At 35.4% G+C, this 15,703-nt stretch carries 11 protein-coding genes and 1 other annotated feature (1 of these 12 only partly in view); of the genes, 6 read left to right on the top strand and 5 right to left on the bottom strand.

What is annotated here, in order from left to right:
• Positions 1–34 (top strand) — a binding site (T-box leader); it begins 174 nt to the left of the window's first position.
• A 59-nt stretch (positions 35–93) separates the two neighbouring features.
• The 3 genes from leuS to MJY40_RS07695 all read left to right on the top strand — a co-directional run bounded on the left by leuS (position 94) and on the right by MJY40_RS07695 (position 4,484).
• Positions 94–2,505, top strand: coding sequence for a leucine--tRNA ligase (gene leuS / locus MJY40_RS07705; RefSeq protein WP_317853662.1), 2,412 nt, complete (start codon positions 94–96; stop codon positions 2,503–2,505).
• A 54-nt stretch (positions 2,506–2,559) separates the two neighbouring features.
• Positions 2,560–3,219 carry a 4'-phosphopantetheinyl transferase family protein gene (locus MJY40_RS07700; protein WP_317853661.1) on the top strand — a complete coding sequence of 220 codons (660 nt, stop codon included), beginning with the start codon at positions 2,560–2,562 and terminating at the stop codon, positions 3,217–3,219.
• A gap of 89 nt (positions 3,220–3,308) precedes the next feature.
• Complete coding sequence (locus MJY40_RS07695; RefSeq protein WP_317853660.1) at positions 3,309–4,484, top strand: murein hydrolase activator EnvC family protein; 1,176 nt, start codon at positions 3,309–3,311, stop codon at positions 4,482–4,484.
• Positions 4,485–4,705: 221 nt separating this feature from the next.
• On the opposite strand, the gene MJY40_RS07690 is transcribed toward MJY40_RS07695, so the two are convergent.
• Positions 4,706–5,248, bottom strand: a complete 543-nt coding sequence (locus MJY40_RS07690) for an NADH peroxidase (protein WP_317853659.1) — start codon at positions 5,246–5,248, stop codon at positions 4,706–4,708.
• 182 nt (positions 5,249–5,430) lie between these two features.
• Here MJY40_RS07690 and MJY40_RS07685 point away from each other — a divergent pair, with 182 nt between their 5' ends.
• Positions 5,431–8,343 (top strand): insulinase family protein, encoded by a 2,913-nt coding sequence (locus tag MJY40_RS07685; protein WP_317853658.1) that lies wholly within the window; start codon positions 5,431–5,433, stop codon positions 8,341–8,343.
• A 245-nt stretch (positions 8,344–8,588) separates the two neighbouring features.
• On the opposite strand, the gene MJY40_RS07680 is transcribed toward MJY40_RS07685, so the two are convergent.
• A complete protein-coding gene (locus tag MJY40_RS07680; RefSeq protein ID WP_317853657.1) occupies positions 8,589–10,343 on the bottom strand; it encodes an Ig-like domain-containing protein in 1,755 nt (584 codons plus the stop codon).
• Between the two features lie 305 nt (positions 10,344–10,648).
• On the opposite strand from MJY40_RS07680, the gene MJY40_RS07675 reads away from it, so the two are divergent.
• Entirely contained in the window at positions 10,649–12,391 is a 1,743-nt protein-coding gene (locus MJY40_RS07675) for an ABC-F family ATP-binding cassette domain-containing protein (protein ID WP_317853656.1), read from the top strand.
• An 81-nt stretch (positions 12,392–12,472) separates the two neighbouring features.
• Entirely contained in the window at positions 12,473–13,411 is a 939-nt protein-coding gene (locus MJY40_RS07670; protein WP_317853655.1) for an AEC family transporter, read from the top strand.
• 45 nt (positions 13,412–13,456) lie between these two features.
• On the opposite strand, the gene MJY40_RS07665 is transcribed toward MJY40_RS07670, so the two are convergent.
• The 3 genes from MJY40_RS07665 to MJY40_RS07655 are packed head-to-tail and all read right to left on the bottom strand — an operon-like array spanning position 13,457 to position 15,356.
• Positions 13,457–13,960, bottom strand: coding sequence for an HD domain-containing protein (locus MJY40_RS07665; RefSeq protein ID WP_317853654.1), 504 nt, complete (start codon positions 13,958–13,960; stop codon positions 13,457–13,459).
• Between the two features lie 16 nt (positions 13,961–13,976).
• The gene (locus MJY40_RS07660; RefSeq protein ID WP_317853653.1) at positions 13,977–14,186 is read right to left on the bottom strand and encodes a hypothetical protein; all 210 of its coding nucleotides are present in this window, start codon (positions 14,184–14,186) and stop codon (positions 13,977–13,979) included.
• A gap of 15 nt (positions 14,187–14,201) precedes the next feature.
• Complete coding sequence (locus MJY40_RS07655; RefSeq protein WP_317853652.1) at positions 14,202–15,356, bottom strand: radical SAM protein; 1,155 nt, start codon at positions 15,354–15,356, stop codon at positions 14,202–14,204.
• Positions 15,357–15,703: the final 347 nt, after the last annotated feature.

Raw genomic sequence — 15,703 nt, 5'->3', positions numbered from 1 at the left:
TAGAGTGGTAACGCGGATAACCTTCGTCTCTAATAATGAGATGGAGGTTTTTTTAGTTTTATTGAAATGGAATGGGATTAGGAGGAAACAAAAATGGAAAATCGTTATGATTTTAATGCAATTGAAAAGAAATGGCGTGCTGAGTGGGAAAAGAACCCAATCAATGTAGAAAATGATACAAAACCAAGATTTTACTGCTTGGATATGTTCCCATATCCTTCTGGTACAGGACTTCACGTTGGTCACTGGAGAGGTTATGTATTGAGTGATGTTGTCAGCAGATACAAAGTGTTGCAAGGTTTCCAAGTGTTGCATCCAATGGGTTGGGACGCATTTGGTTTGCCAGCAGAAAACTTTGCAATCAAAAACAATGTGCATCCAAAAGCTGCAACTGAAAATAATATTGCAAATGTAAAAAGACAATTGCATGAAATCAGTGCAATTTATGATTGGGATAAAGAGGTCAACACAACTGATCCAGATTACTATAAATGGACACAATGGATTTTCGTTCAAATGTTCAAAAAAGGTTTGGCTTATGAAAAACAAATGCCTTTGAACTGGTGTCCAAGTTGTAAATGTGTACTTGCAAATGAAGAAGCTGCTGGTGGCACATGTGAACGTTGTGGCACTGTTGTAACAAAGAGAAATCTTCGTCAATGGATGCTCAAAATTACAGCATACGCAGATAGATTGCTTGATGATTTGCAAGAATTGGATTGGTCTGATAAAGTTAAAAAAATGCAATCTGACTGGATTGGTAAAAGCTATGGTGCAGAAGTGGACTTCAAAATCGTAGGTTCTGATGATAAAATTTCTGTATATACCACAAGACCAGATACACTTTATGGATGTAGCTTTATGGTGCTTGCTCCAGAATATGCTGGTGTTGCAGAATTGACAACTCCAGAACAAAAAGAAGCTGTTGAAAAATATTGCTTCGATGCATCTACAAAATCTTCTGTAGATCGTATGACAGATAAAGTGAAAACTGGTGTATTCACAGGTTCTTATTGTACAAACCCTGTAAATGGTGAAGATATTCCAATCTGGGTTGCAGATTATGTATTGGCTGATTACGGTACTGGTGCTGTTATGTGTGTACCTGCTCATGACGAACGTGACTTTGAATTTGCAACAAAATTCGGTTTGCCAATTGTACAAGTTATCATGCCAGAAGGAGAAGAAGAAAAACCTCTTACAGAAGCATACACAGGCGATGGTATCATGATCAACTCCGGTGATTGGAATGGTATGAAAGCCTTTGAAGCAAAAAAAGCAGTGCCTCATATTATGGAAGAAAGAGGCGTTGGTAAAAAAACAACAAACTACAAATTGCGTGACTGGGTATTCTCCAGACAAAGATATTGGGGTGAACCAATTCCTATTGTTCACTGTGATTGCTGTGGAGCAGTTCCTGTTCCAGAAGACCAATTGCCAATTTTGTTGCCAGATGTAGAAACATACAAACCTACAGATACAGGTGAGTCTCCGCTTGCTGGTATTGATGAATGGGTCAACACAACTTGTCCTGTTTGTGGCAAACCTGCAAAAAGAGAAACCAACACTATGCCACAATGGGCTGGTTCCAGCTGGTACTTCTTGCGTTATGTAGACAACCATAACAACAATGAAATGGCAAGCCTTGAAGCTTTGGAAAAATGGGCTCCAGTTGACTTGTATGTTGGTGGTATCGAACATGCTGTTTTGCATTTGTTGTATGCTCGTTTCTACACAAAATTCTTGTATGATATCGGTGCAGTACCTTTCTCTGAACCATTCCAAAAATTGTTCAATCAAGGTATGATCACCAAAAATGGCAAAAAAATGAGTAAATCCATGGGCAATGTAGTTTCTCCTGATGAATTGGTAGAAAACTATGGTTGTGATTCCTTGCGTATGTATGAATTGTTCGTAGGTCCACCTGAATTGGATTGTGACTGGGATGATAGCGGTATTGATGGTGTATTCCGTTTCTTAAACAGAGTTTGGAGAATGGTATTCAATTACAAAGATAGCAACTTCACAGCAACCAAGGACGAAGAATTCATCTGTCATAAAATGATTTATGACATCACAGCTCGTTTGGAAGCTTTGACAATGAATACTGTTGTCAGTGGTTTCATGGAATACAGCAACAAATTGATTGATCTTGGTAAAAAACAAGGTGGTTTGTCTGTGGCAACATTGGAAACATTGTCTGTATTGTTGGCACCATTTGCACCTCATATTTCTGAAGAAATGTGGAAAGAATTGGGTCATGAAGGTTCTGTATTCGATGCAAGCTGGCCTGTTGCAGATGAAAGCAAATTGGTACAAGATACAGTTGAAATTGCATTGCAAATCGCTGGTAAACTTAGAGGAACAATGGAAATCTCCACAAGTGCAACCAAAGAAGAAGCAATTGCAAAAGCAAAAGAAGTTTTGGCAGAACGTATCGGTGATGGTACTGTTGTCAAAGAAATCTATGTTCCTGGTAGAATTGTGAACTTGATTGTAAAATAATAAAATTCATGTTGGGGGTTAACTTGTGTTAGCCCCTAATTTTTTGGTGATGATATGAAAGCATATATTTTGGATGTAACACAACTAAATAAGGAAGAAATCTTTGATGAAGCGTTATCTCATGTCAAAAAAACAAGACAAGATAAGGTTGCTTTGTTGCGTAAAAAAGAAGTAAAAAGAACATCACTTGGTGCTGGATTGCTTTTGGAATATGCATTGCAACAAGAAGATGCGTCTTATGACGTAGAAACACTAGCCTATACACCAAAAGGAAAACCATATTTCCTAGGAAATGATATATACTTCAATATTTCGCATTCAGGTGAAGTGGTTCTATGTGTCACCAGTCAAAAGAATATCGGTTGTGACATTGAAAAGATAAGAGAAACGATACCCAAACATTTGGATAAAATTCTTTCTAAAACAGAAATGAAGTGTTTTGAAACCTTATCAGAAACAGAGAAAAAGAAATATTTCTTCCAACTTTGGACAGCAAAAGAATCCATAGCCAAATGGAATGGAGCAGGTCTAGCATTTCCTTTTGCAGAAATCACAGTTATGGATACAAATGAAGTGAAATCCAGCATTATATATGAAGAAACTGTTGTATATTTGCAATCAGGTCAAGAAAATGACTATATGTGGACAATTTGCAGCGAAGAAAAACCACATGAGATTCGCTTGAATCATAAGAAGATTTTGGATATTCTATAGAATCTGTACATTAAAATTTGAAAATACCATTGAAAATTATCGAAAATCCTGTATAATTATATATATTATGGGGATTAAAGGAGTTTTTTATGTTTAAATTGAAAAAATTAGCAACCATAGCTTTGGCGATGGTCATAACAATAGGTACAACCAGTACAAATTTCGTTGGAGCAGCAACAGTAGCAGAGTTGGAAGCGCAACGAACAGAATTGGCAGCACAAACAGCAGCAGCAAAAGCAGAAATTGAAGCATTGGAAACCAAACAAGCTTCAGTGGAAGAAGAAATCAATGCTGTGGATGCTGTATATCGTAGTTTGCAATCAGAATTGACAGCTGCTGAAACACAATTGAATATTTTAGAATCCAATTTGGCAACAGCCGAAGAACAATTGGAACAAAATATGGTGGAACGTGAAGAACAATTTGAATTGTTGTCTGCTAGACTTCGGTATTTGCAAGAAAAAGGGTCTACAGGATACTTGGAAATTCTTCTGGAATCAGAAAGTTTCAGTGATTTGTTCCTGCGTATGCAATATGTCAATGACATTATGTTGTTTGATAAAGAAGCGTTGAATAAACTCCAAGAAATCCAAGCACAAATTCAGGAAGATATGGAGATTATTGATGAAAATAGAGCAGCACAAGCAGATGTTGTATCGGAACAGCAATCTAAAGTAAATGAAATGTATAGCTTATTGGCAGAAAAAGAAGCATTGATGCGTTCTTATGAAAACGATGTTGCGAAACAAGAAGAAATGATTGCTGCATTTGAAAGTGCTGATAGAGAGGTTATGAATTTGATTGCACAAGCAAGCACAAGCTCTACACCATATTATACAGGTGATGGTAGCTTAGGCTGGCCAGTTCCTTCCAAATCAGCAGCAAGCACCAGTTTGAGCAGTGGTTTCGTACAAAGAACCAATCCTGTCACTGGGAAATGGGAATCCCATAGTGGATATGATATTCCAGCATCCTATGGTGCAGCCATTGTTGCAGCAGAAGCAGGTAAGATTACATATTCTGGTTGGATGAATGGTTATGGATATACCATTATCATTGATCATGGTGGCGGTTTGACAACATTGTATGGTCATAACTCAGCATTGAATGTAAGTGTTGGTGATATGGTATCAAGAGGTCAGCAAGTTGCTGAATGTGGTAGTACGGGTATGTCAACAGGTAACCATTGTCACTTCTCAGTTTTGGAAAATGGAACTTATGTGAATCCAGAACCATATCTTGGAGTTGCAAACGTATCCTATTAAAAATAAGACAAAAGGCGGTATCTCAAAAGGATATCGCTTTTGCTTTGTATATTAGTTTACCATAATCAAACTATGTATAGTATTATAAATAAAGAGATAAAATCTTTTCTTTTCGCTCAAGAAGGATGATGATACAAAGACAGCAGCAGAGCAGTAAATGGCAAAAAAAACCTGGTACACAAGAGTATACCAGGAATTGTAGTTTATGTATTTGGTTGAAATTAACCGAAGTATCTGTTCAACAAGCCCAAGAAAGCTTTACCGTGACGAGCTTCATCTCTACCCATTTCGTGAACTGTATCGTGGATTGCATCCAAGTTAGCAGCTTTAGCACGTTTAGCAAGGTCAAATTTACCAGCTGTAGCACCATTTTCAGCAGCAACACGAAGTTCCAAGTTTTTCTTTGTGGAGTCTGTGATCACTTCACCCAAAAGTTCAGCAAATTTAGCAGCATGTTCTGCTTCTTCCCAAGCAGCTTTTTCATAGTACATACCAACTTCTGGATAGCCTTCTCTATGAGCAACACGAGCCATAGCCAAGTACATACCAACTTCAGTACATTCACCTTCAAAGTTAGCTCTCAAATCAGCCATGATATCTTCACTAGAACCTTGAGCAACACCTACAACGTGTTCTGCAGCCCAAGACAATTCGCCAGATTGTTCGGAGAATTTATCAGCACCAACGTGACATACTGGACATTCTGCAGGAGCAGCGTCGCCTTCGTGAACATAACCACATACGTTACATACAAATTTTTTCATAGTTTTTTCCTCCTTGGAATAAGTATAATTTAGATTCTATATCGATTTTGTTTGAAATATTACTTGTTACTTGATAATTATTATAAACTACACAAACAAACTTAGTCAACGCTAATTGAATATTTATTTGTTTTTTTTACAAAATATGATATACTTATACTACTTTTGAAAGGAGGTTTCTTATGAACCTAGAAATTGGTACAAAATTACACGGATTTACGATACTTGAACAACAAGAATTGCCTGATCTACACGGAACAGGCTATATAATGGAACATACAAAAAGTGGTGCAAAACTATGCTATATTCAATCAGAAGATGACAACAAAGTCTTTTCTGTTTCCTTTAAAACACCACCAGCTGACCACCAAGGAACACCACATATTCTGGAACATTCTGTTTTATGTGGCTCCAGAAAATATGATGTAAAAGACCCATTCAATGAGTTGGCAAAGGGATCTTTGAATACATTCCTAAATGCAATGACCTTTTCTGATAAAACCATGTATCCAGTTGCCAGCTGCAATGAAGATGATTTGCATAATTTGATGGATGTGTATTTGGACGCTGTTTTTTATCCAAATATCTACAAACAAAAGGAAATTTTTCTCCAAGAAGGCTGGAGATATGTATATAATGAAGAAACAGAGTCTTTGGATATCACAGGGGTAGTGTACAACGAAATGAAAGGTGCTTTGTCTGATCCAGAAAGCAAATTGAGTGGAGTCATTGCAGAAAAAATGTTTGGCGATACCGTTTATGGCTACGAATCAGGTGGACATCCTACATATATACCAGACTTAACATATGAAGCATTTCTGGATTTCCATAGAACCTATTATCATCCTTCAAATTCCTATTTGTATCTCTATGGAGATATGGATTTGGAAAGATGTTTGGCACATATTGATGGGGAATATTTGAGTAATTTTGATGCCATTACAAATTTGCCAGAAATCAAAGAAGTAGACACAATGCCTGTGCAAGAAGTACAATTTGATACGTTTTCTGTGGATGATATTGAGAATACAGAAACAGGATATTTGACCTATACATTCAATGTAGGTAAGTCAACAGATCCAGCTCTTGTGATGGCGATACGCATTTTGACTTATGTGCTCATGGAAACCAATGCTTCACCAGTGAAAAAAGCTTTGATTGATGCTGGAATTTGTGAAGAAGTGGAAGGTTGGTTTGATTCTTCTGCATATGAAATGACATTTAGCATTGTAGGTAAAAATTGCGAAATTGATAAAATAGATGATTTCAAAAATACCATTGTTTCTGTTTTGGAAGATATGGTTACCAATGGTTTTGATGATGAATTGCTTGTCAGCAGCATTAGAAGATTGGAATTCCTTTTGAAGGAAGAAAATTATGGTAGTACACCAAAGGGTTTGATTTATGGCATGAATGTCATGAAAAATTGGTTATATGGTGTAAATCCATTGGATCGATTGCATTCTTTGCGTATTCTTGAAATCATAAAATCACCTGAATATCCTTGGAAAAATTTGATTTCTGATTTGTTCTTGACCAATGAAAAGAAAAGTTTGTTGGTATTTCATGGAGAATTGGATAAAGGTGAAAAAGAACTTGCAGAAGAGAAATTACGCTTGAAAGATAAAAGAAAGAGTTTAACCGATGTGGATTTGCAACAAATTGCAGATGAAAAGGCAATGTTGGATCGTTTCCAAACGCAGGAAGATACACCTGAAAACCTTTGTAAAATTCCAATTTTGGATATTTCTCAAGTCAGCGCAACAGCAACTAGAATACCATATGAAGTGAGTAGAGTAGAGGAGTGCACCGAAGTATTTGTACCAATGAACAGCAATGGCATTGTATATGGAAAGGTTCATTTTGATACAAATGTATTACCAGTGGAATTGTTGCCATATCTTGGGTTGTTGACTGAATTGTTGGGTAGATTGGATACAAAAAAATATGGTTTTGCAGAACTTCCAATTGCAATGAATCAATTGACAGGCGGTTTCCAAGTCAAACACGATATCTTTTCTAGGAGCGTAACGGACTATGAATCTTTCATAACCTTTGATTTCAAATTCCTAAAAGAAGATTTATCAAGTGCTATAGAGTTGTTGTCTAACATTATTTTGGAAACTCAATTTGATGAAAAGGAAAACCTAGGAAAGCTCATCAAAGCATCTAAAATCAATGGCGAAAATAGCATTTTAAACCATTTGCACACAGAAGCAATTCATTATAGCACCAGTAGGTTGACATATGCAGGTCAAATCAATCAAGCTGTTTCAGGAATTCAATATTTCCAATTCCTATGCGAAACAGAAAAGAATTTTGATGAAACAGCAGATGAAATCATTGCAAAACTCAAGAAAACAGTGGAAATGCTATTCACGCAAAGTAATGTCAATGTTTCTATTGGAACAGAATCTGATTTGCATGGTGCAGTTGTAGCAGAAATACAAGCAATGATTGCAAAATTACCAAAAGGTGATGGTAAAAAGCAAGAATATGCATTTGATTTACAACCAGAGAAACTTGCTTTTACCTGTGATAGTGCAGTGCAATATAATATAGTATCTGCCAATTTCAAAGAATATGGTCACGAATTTAATGGAAAGATTCAGGTTTTGCGAACAATTTTAAATCAAGAATATATCTGGAATAAAGTTCGTGTACAAGGTGGCGCATATGGTGGCGGTTGCAATTTCCAATACAATGGTTTGGCTTATTTCTTTTCTTATAGAGACCCAAATATCACAGAAACCTATGATGTATACAAAGGGTTGCCTGAAGATTTGAAAGGGTTTGTAGGTTCTGATAGAGATTTGCAAAAATACATCCTAGGAACCATGAATCGTTTGGATCAACCAAAAAATAATATAGATTTATTGAATGAATCCATAGCTATGGTTTATCAGAATTTGACCTATGATATGAAGGATTCTATACGAGCTGAAATTTTATCTACAACCAGCCAAGATATTCAAGAATTTTCAGATTTGATTGCAGATATTGTTGCAACCGAAAATATTTGTTCCATTGGCAATGAACAAAAACTTTTGACAAATGCAGAATACTTTACAGAAGTAAAAAAATTAAATCCATAAAAATAAATTCAAATAAAAAATGACAAGACTGAATACGTTTGGTTTTGTTATTTTTTTGTAGAAAGACTGAATTTTGCTATAGCGATTGTTACGAATCCCAGATGGATGCAAAGAGACAGATTTGATATCCATAAATAGCAGTATTTGTAAATATTCGCAAAACGTAACTTTTGCGAAAAGATATATGTAATTAGAAAGACGGACTTATTAATTTCTATTAACTAGTCCGTCTTTTTAGTAGTCTATTATAAACCTACTGTTGCTTTTGCAACAGCTATTATTGTATCATTTTTATAATTAGCAAATAATTTATATTTATCCTGTAGTAAATACAAGGCTTCAATTTTCATTTCAATTCCTTCTAATGATTTAGAACCATAATAATATTCTGAATTAAATTCGCCTGTGCCATATAAATCATAGATTGCAGTCCCTGCATTTTCATTAAAAATAGCAATGAAATCTTGGCTTACAGTTCCACCGAACGAATTTGCACCAGAAATATTGATAACAACAGCGATATATTCACCACTTTCATAGGTATTATAGTCACTTCTTTCATATGTTCCTGCATACATAGAATTTACTACAATTGAACTTGGTAGTTTTGCAGATTTATATAGATATGATAAGGCATTTACGCACCATCCACTATAATCAGGAGCCTCTGCAGTGATAACACAACTTGCGGATAAACCGTTGCTTGTGGTTGCTGTAATAATAGCTTCTCCATTTGAAACGCCAGATACAACACCATATTGATTTACTGTTGCTACCGCAGAATTAGAACTGGTCCATGTAACAGAAGAATCTGTTATGTTATCTTGTGAAAATATAACGCTTACATTTACTGATTGATTAGTACTAAGTGTTGTATTTGATTTATCTAATGAAATGCCAGTTGGTAATACAACATATTCAAGGGTATTTGATGTACGCAAGGATTCATCTGCAATCCTAGTAATAATGGATGCAGTTGCAGAACGTTGTATAGAGGTATCTGGAGTATATGCGCCTGAAGAATCATTTCCAGATAAAATACCTGCACGATAAAGTGTATATACAGCATTGTAATAATTACTGCTTGTTTCTACATCAGGTATGGATTTGTCTTCAATCTTATTAATAGCTACAAGTGCTTCTTCTGGAAGTGCACTTACTAAAACAAGAGCAAAGTCACCACGGCTAATGGCAGCTTTATAATCAGAGAATTGATTACTATTGATAATAGAATATTCTGTAGCATAATCGATATAAGGTTGATACCAAGTTGTAGTGGAAGAAAAATCATAATTGATAGTATTATATACTTGGTGCAAACGAGATGCCAAAACGATTGTTTCGGCTACTGTAACATTTCCTGTTGGATTGAAAGTATTTTCACTACTACCACTCATCAAACCTAATTCATATACATTTTCAACACTATTGGCATACCAAGCAGTGCTGGGTACATCAGTAAACTGTCCTTCGATATATTCATTTTTCTTTTCGAAATATACTTTTTCAGTAGAAGCTGTTTCTGGTGTTTCATTTACCTGAATATCTATATCGGTAGGCTCTATGTAATAGCGTACAACATAAACAATACCACTTTCAAAAATAACTTTTTGGGACGCAGTCTTACTTAATATAATGAAATTTAATCCATCTTTTTCATAGTGATATTCGTTTTCATTATTTGCATCCGTTAAAACTGTTTCTGTGAAACCTGATTCACAAAAGCCATCTTTTATAGGAGTTATCAATTCATCCCATTCCATTGTGAAAGAAGTTGTAATATAATCAATGGCATCTACAGCAATTTCGGTTGCATCTTCGGGGATCGCAACATCTATATTGGTTAAGTTCTCGGTTGTAAATGACCTGTATGCCGTTTCATAGGCTTCGGGAGCATAGGTTAATGTTGTATCTTTTGAAATGTCTGCAGCAAAAGCTGTAGAAAAAATGGTACACGAAAAAACTAAGGTGAAGCATAGAGCTGTTAAAAAATTTTTCATAATGTTTTACTTTTTATACTATTTGACACAAAAAATAGTATAACTCCTTTCTTCTTCTATAATTTAGGCGGTTTGCATTAAAAAATTAATTTAATTATATATATATATATATATTGTCAATAAATTGATCGGAATTTCGTTTATTATATTGCGTTTTTTTGATTTTTAATAGGATTTCTTGCTACTTATATGAATTTGTGGTAAACTTTTAATGCTTGTAAGAAATTAAAGCAACACCGATACTGCTTATGAAGATGCTTCTTCTGATATATACCAAAATATAGTTTAAAAAGTGAGGTAACAATATGATTGAATTGAAAGAGTTTTCCTATGGTTTTCCCAACAAAGATTTATACGACAAAGTTTCTTTTACATTGGAATTGGGTCAATCTTGTGCATTCATTGGTTCCAGTGGATGTGGAAAAAGTACACTTGCAGAAATTTTAATGGACCCTGAAAGATACATGTTTGAAGGTAAGCTTCTTATTGAAGAAGGTACTTCTATTGCTTACGTGAGCCAATTCTATGATGTGGATAAATCCAAAACCATTTCTGTGTTTGAATACATTGCTGAAGGCTTTGTTGCTGTAGAAAATGAACTTGCAGAAGTTTGTGCAAAAATGGGTACTGTTGATGAAGTTGATGAGACTTTGATGGATGCATACCAAGAAGTTATGAATCGTTTTGATGCTATGGAATGTGGCGATTATATTTCCAATATTGAGAAAAAATTGGCACTTGCAGATATGGTAAACAAACGTGATTTGGATTTGTCTAAGCTCAGTGGTGGTGAATTTAAGTTAATTCAGGTCATCAAACAAATGCTTTACAAACCAGATTTATTGATTATGGATGAGCCAGATTCTTTCTTAGATTTCGATAATTTGAATTCTTTGAAACACCTCATCAATTCCTATAAGGGTACTACCCTTACCATCACCCATAGTCGTTATTTGTTGAACCATTGTTTCAATAAAATCATTCATTTGGAAAACAAAGATATCCAAGAGTTTGATGGTCGCTATATCGAATATAACTTTGAATTGTTGGAAAAGAAAATTGAATTACAAGAACTTTCCTTCAAAGATGATGAAGAAATTGCAAGAAACGAAGCACTCATCAAACGTTTGCGTGACAAAGCATCCAATTATGATTCTGCTGCAAATGGCAAATCTTTGAAAGCACGTGTAAAAATTCAAGAACGTTTGCAAGCAAGACGCATCAAGAGTCCATTTGTTTCCATTAGAAAGCCAGAAGTAAATTTTGTGGCTGCTGATGTTTTGGAAGAAGGAACTGCATTGGAAGTCAATGGGTTCAATCTTTCCTTTGCAGAAGATATTTTGGAAGATGTATCCTTTACCATTGGTTCCAAAGATAAAGTGGGTATCATTGGTGCAAATGGTGCTGGTAAAACTTCTTTGATTCGAGCAATTTATGCAAACCAAGACGAAGCAATTACCATTCCAGATACCACCAACCTCCTCTATTTGTCCCAAAATAAGGAAGATACCTTTGCAGGTGAACAAGACATTTACGATGCATTTTTGGATTTGGATTTTGCAACCTATACAGAAGTTTCAGAATATTTGTCTAAATTTGGCTTCCCAGAAGAAAAAATGACACAAAAAATAGGTTCTCTTTCTGGTGGTGAAAAAAATATTCTTGGACTTGCAAAATTGTCTACATTGCAATCCAATTTATTGATTTTGGATGAACCAACCAGCCATTTAGACACCTATGCACAAATTGCTTTGGAAGAAGCCATTGCAAATTATGAAGGTGCTGTTTTGATGATTTCCCATGATTTCTACTCCATTGTCAACTGTTTGGATTATGTTTTGATTATTGAAGACAAACAAATTCGTAAAATGAAAATGAAGAAATTCAAACGTATGATTTATGGCAAGCATTTTGAAAAAGAATATCTTGAAAAAGAAAAAATGAAAAAAGAAGCTGAAGTCAAAGTGGAAACTGCTCTATTGGCAAAAGATTTTGAAAAAGCTAAGGTTTTGGCTGAAGATTTGGCAACCATTATCGAAGGTATGTAAGCATTTCTGCTGTTGTGTATTGGGGTAATTTGAAAAGAAAGGGTTTTCTTTGTAGATGAGAAAGCTTACTGGGGTTAAAAAATGGAAATTTTTTATTTGTCATTTACAGTGGTATTTCCTTTGGTTTGTATGATGAGCTTGGGATATGTTTTGCGTGTAGTTGGTATTTTCAATGAACTATTTTTGAAACAATTGAACAAACTCTGCTTCAAGGTGTTTTTGCCAACATTGCTGTTTACCAATTTGTATCAAAGCAGTTTTGAATTTGGGTCAGCAATTCCAATGATTGTGTTTGGTACCACAAGCGTTTTGATTATTTTCTTTCTCTTGGTGTGGATTGTACCACGTTTTGTAACAGAAAATCGAGATCGTGGTGTTATGATTCAAGGGATTTTTCGTAGCAATTTCGTTTTGTTTGGTATACCCATGATCATTTCCTTGTTTGGCACTGAAAAAACCGGTGTAGCAGTTATTATGATTGCTCTTGTAGTTCCACTATTCAATGTTCTTTCTGTGATTATATTGGAAATCTATTCTGGACATAAAACAAATTTTCTTTCGATTATTCAGGGCGTTGCAAAAAATCCATTGCTCATTGCTTCGGTATTGGGATTTGTTTTTCTTGGTTTGGGTATTAAAATTCCATTGCTGATGCAAGATGTACTTTTGGATATTTCCCAAGTGACAACACCACTTGCATTGATTGCTTTGGGTGGTGAATTTCAATTTTCTGGTGTCGCCAAATACAAGAAATTGCTTTCAGGTGCCATACTTGGAAAGTTGGTTCTTGTACCTTTGTTTGGGATTACCAGTGCAGTCTTATTGGGATTTAGGGGTATAGAATTGGCTGTGTTGATGGCTATGTTTGTCAGTCCAACTGCTGTTTCTAGCTTCACCATGGCACAAAGTGTTGGTGCAAATGATGAGTTGGCAGGTCAAATTGTGGTTTGGAACTCCATTTTGGCAATTGTTAGCATTTTCATTTGGGTTACGATTTTGCAATACGCACATATGTTATAAGAGAAAAGCCATCAGGATATCGCTATCTTGATGGCTGTTTTTATGTTATTCCATTCCAGCAAATCCAAACATTCTACGACACAAGCTTTTGCCTGTTTGTGTACGAAAAATGGTATGATATGCATTTTGCACTGTTTTGACATCGGAGTTTTTTTCATGTAGATTCACCAAAAAATCAGCTTCCACAAGGATTTGATAATCCAAACCATCTATATTGTCATAAGTGTGGTGATGTCCCACCAAATAAGCCACTCTTGCAATGACTTCTTTGGAGAAATCCAAATCACCAAGCATTTCTTCTACCAAAGCAGGACCCAATTCTTCTTGTAGCTTACCTGTGGAGTGACCACATGTTTCTTCTGCTGCTTTGATTCCAATATCGTGTACAATGGCAGTTGCTTCCAATGTAAATTGTGTTTCAACATCCAATTGCTCCATAGTGCCAATGTATTTTGAAAAGCCTAGAACCTTTGTAAAATGTTGAATGCGATGTGGATTTCCACCATCATAAGAAATCATTCTGTCATACAATTGATCCAATTTTGTCATAGAAATCCTCCTCTAATTATTTATCTTCTGTATCGGTGCTTTTTGAACTACATGAACCGCTATAGGCACAACCAGAGCAACCACTACTACAACTACTTTGTCCACTATTTTCATGATTTTTCTTCATTTCTTTTGCTTTTGATTGGAATTTGTGTAGATTGTAGTATACAAGAATACCAATCAATAACACGGGTATAATCACTGTGAAAATCATTTCTTGATCCATATAAAACCCTCCTTTTTAGATATAACGGTCTGTAAATCTATGCAAAAGTGCTTCCCATTCGTTTTTGGAAACGGTGTTTTTTGCCAAATCAGAAACTCGTTTGCGATCTGCTTCATTCATACGATACAAAAATCTCCAATCCAATGGGAATCCCATTCTTCTAGCCAATTGATACTCTTTTTGTTGTTGTTCAGGTAATGCTAAGAAAGTATCAATGTATTCCAACATGTTTGGGATATCGGTGTCAAATTTTCCTTCAATTTCTTGCAAAAGGTTGATGATATGATCGCTTTTCAACATACCACTGGCTTTGGTAGGATCTACATGTGCAATCAAATTACGAATTTCCAGTAACTTTTCCATATCTGTTTGTACTTGATAAGCTCCTGTTTTCTGCAAATCTTCCATCAAAGAACCAGTTCGCAATACAAAAGTACGCAAACGTACAAAATCAGGATTTACAAGGTTGATGACTTTAGCAGTTTCAATGGCATTTTCTTCTGCTAAGGCTTTGCCACCAACACCAGGCATAAAGTAAATGGAAAGTTCGATTCCTGCATCACGTACATTGCAACCACCAATAATTTCTTGTTCCTGAGTGGTTCCCTTTTGAATCAAATCCAAAACACGATCAGAACCAGATTCAAAACCGGAATGAACACGATTCAAACCAGCATCTGCCAAAAGTTTCATATTTTCTTTTGTGATACGAGACAAAGAATCTGCTCTACCATAGGAGGTAATACGTTCTATTTCAGGGAAGCGTTTGCGAATATGGGTGATGATTTCAGCAAGCCACTCAGCCTTTAATACCATTGTATTCGCATCTTGTAAAAATATTGCTTGTCGGTTGCCTTCTGTCAGCCAAGTGAATACCATTTGGTAACACATACGTTCAGCATCTGTATCCAAATTTATATATTCATTTTGCAAAGATCCCATATTGTAATTGACACCATCAAAATGAGTCAAAATACGATCTCTATATTCAGCCATTACATCTACATCGTGTATGATTTCTGCTACTAGACGTGTATGGAATTGGCTATTTTTGTATAGCATACAAAACTTGCATTTATTCCAAGGACAATTTTCTGTTACACGCAACAATAAGCTGTTTGCTTCGCTTGGTGGACGTATGGGTCCAACTTGAAAAATATGTTCTTCCATTAGAATCTCCTTTTTATTTATGATAAGTACTTACATTCTAACGAAAATATCATAAGAATGCAAGTTATCTTTAGCATCAAATTGGTGTTTATATGTGAATTCCAAATCTTTTCTTTTGCATAAGACGATTCAGCCTCAAATAGGATGTTATTTGTCAAATTATGCCCATAGATGAAGATAGTATTACTTTCTGGAGTAATGGACTCCTTCTCAAATAAAGAACCCATCAGCCATAGAATAGGCGTTATATGAGTGGGTATAGTATGCTTAGATGGCTGTTCCTGCAATGAAAATTTGAAATACACAAAAGGAGATAGATTTACTCCATCTCCCTTTGCATTATATAT

The organism is Chakrabartyella piscis (genome assembly GCA_030067835.1).
GTDB classification, from domain to species: Bacteria; Bacillota; Clostridia; order Lachnospirales; family Anaerotignaceae; genus Chakrabartyella; species Chakrabartyella piscis.
Note: the sequence above shows the minus strand (reverse complement) of the source record. Positions and strands in the feature narration are given on the sequence as shown.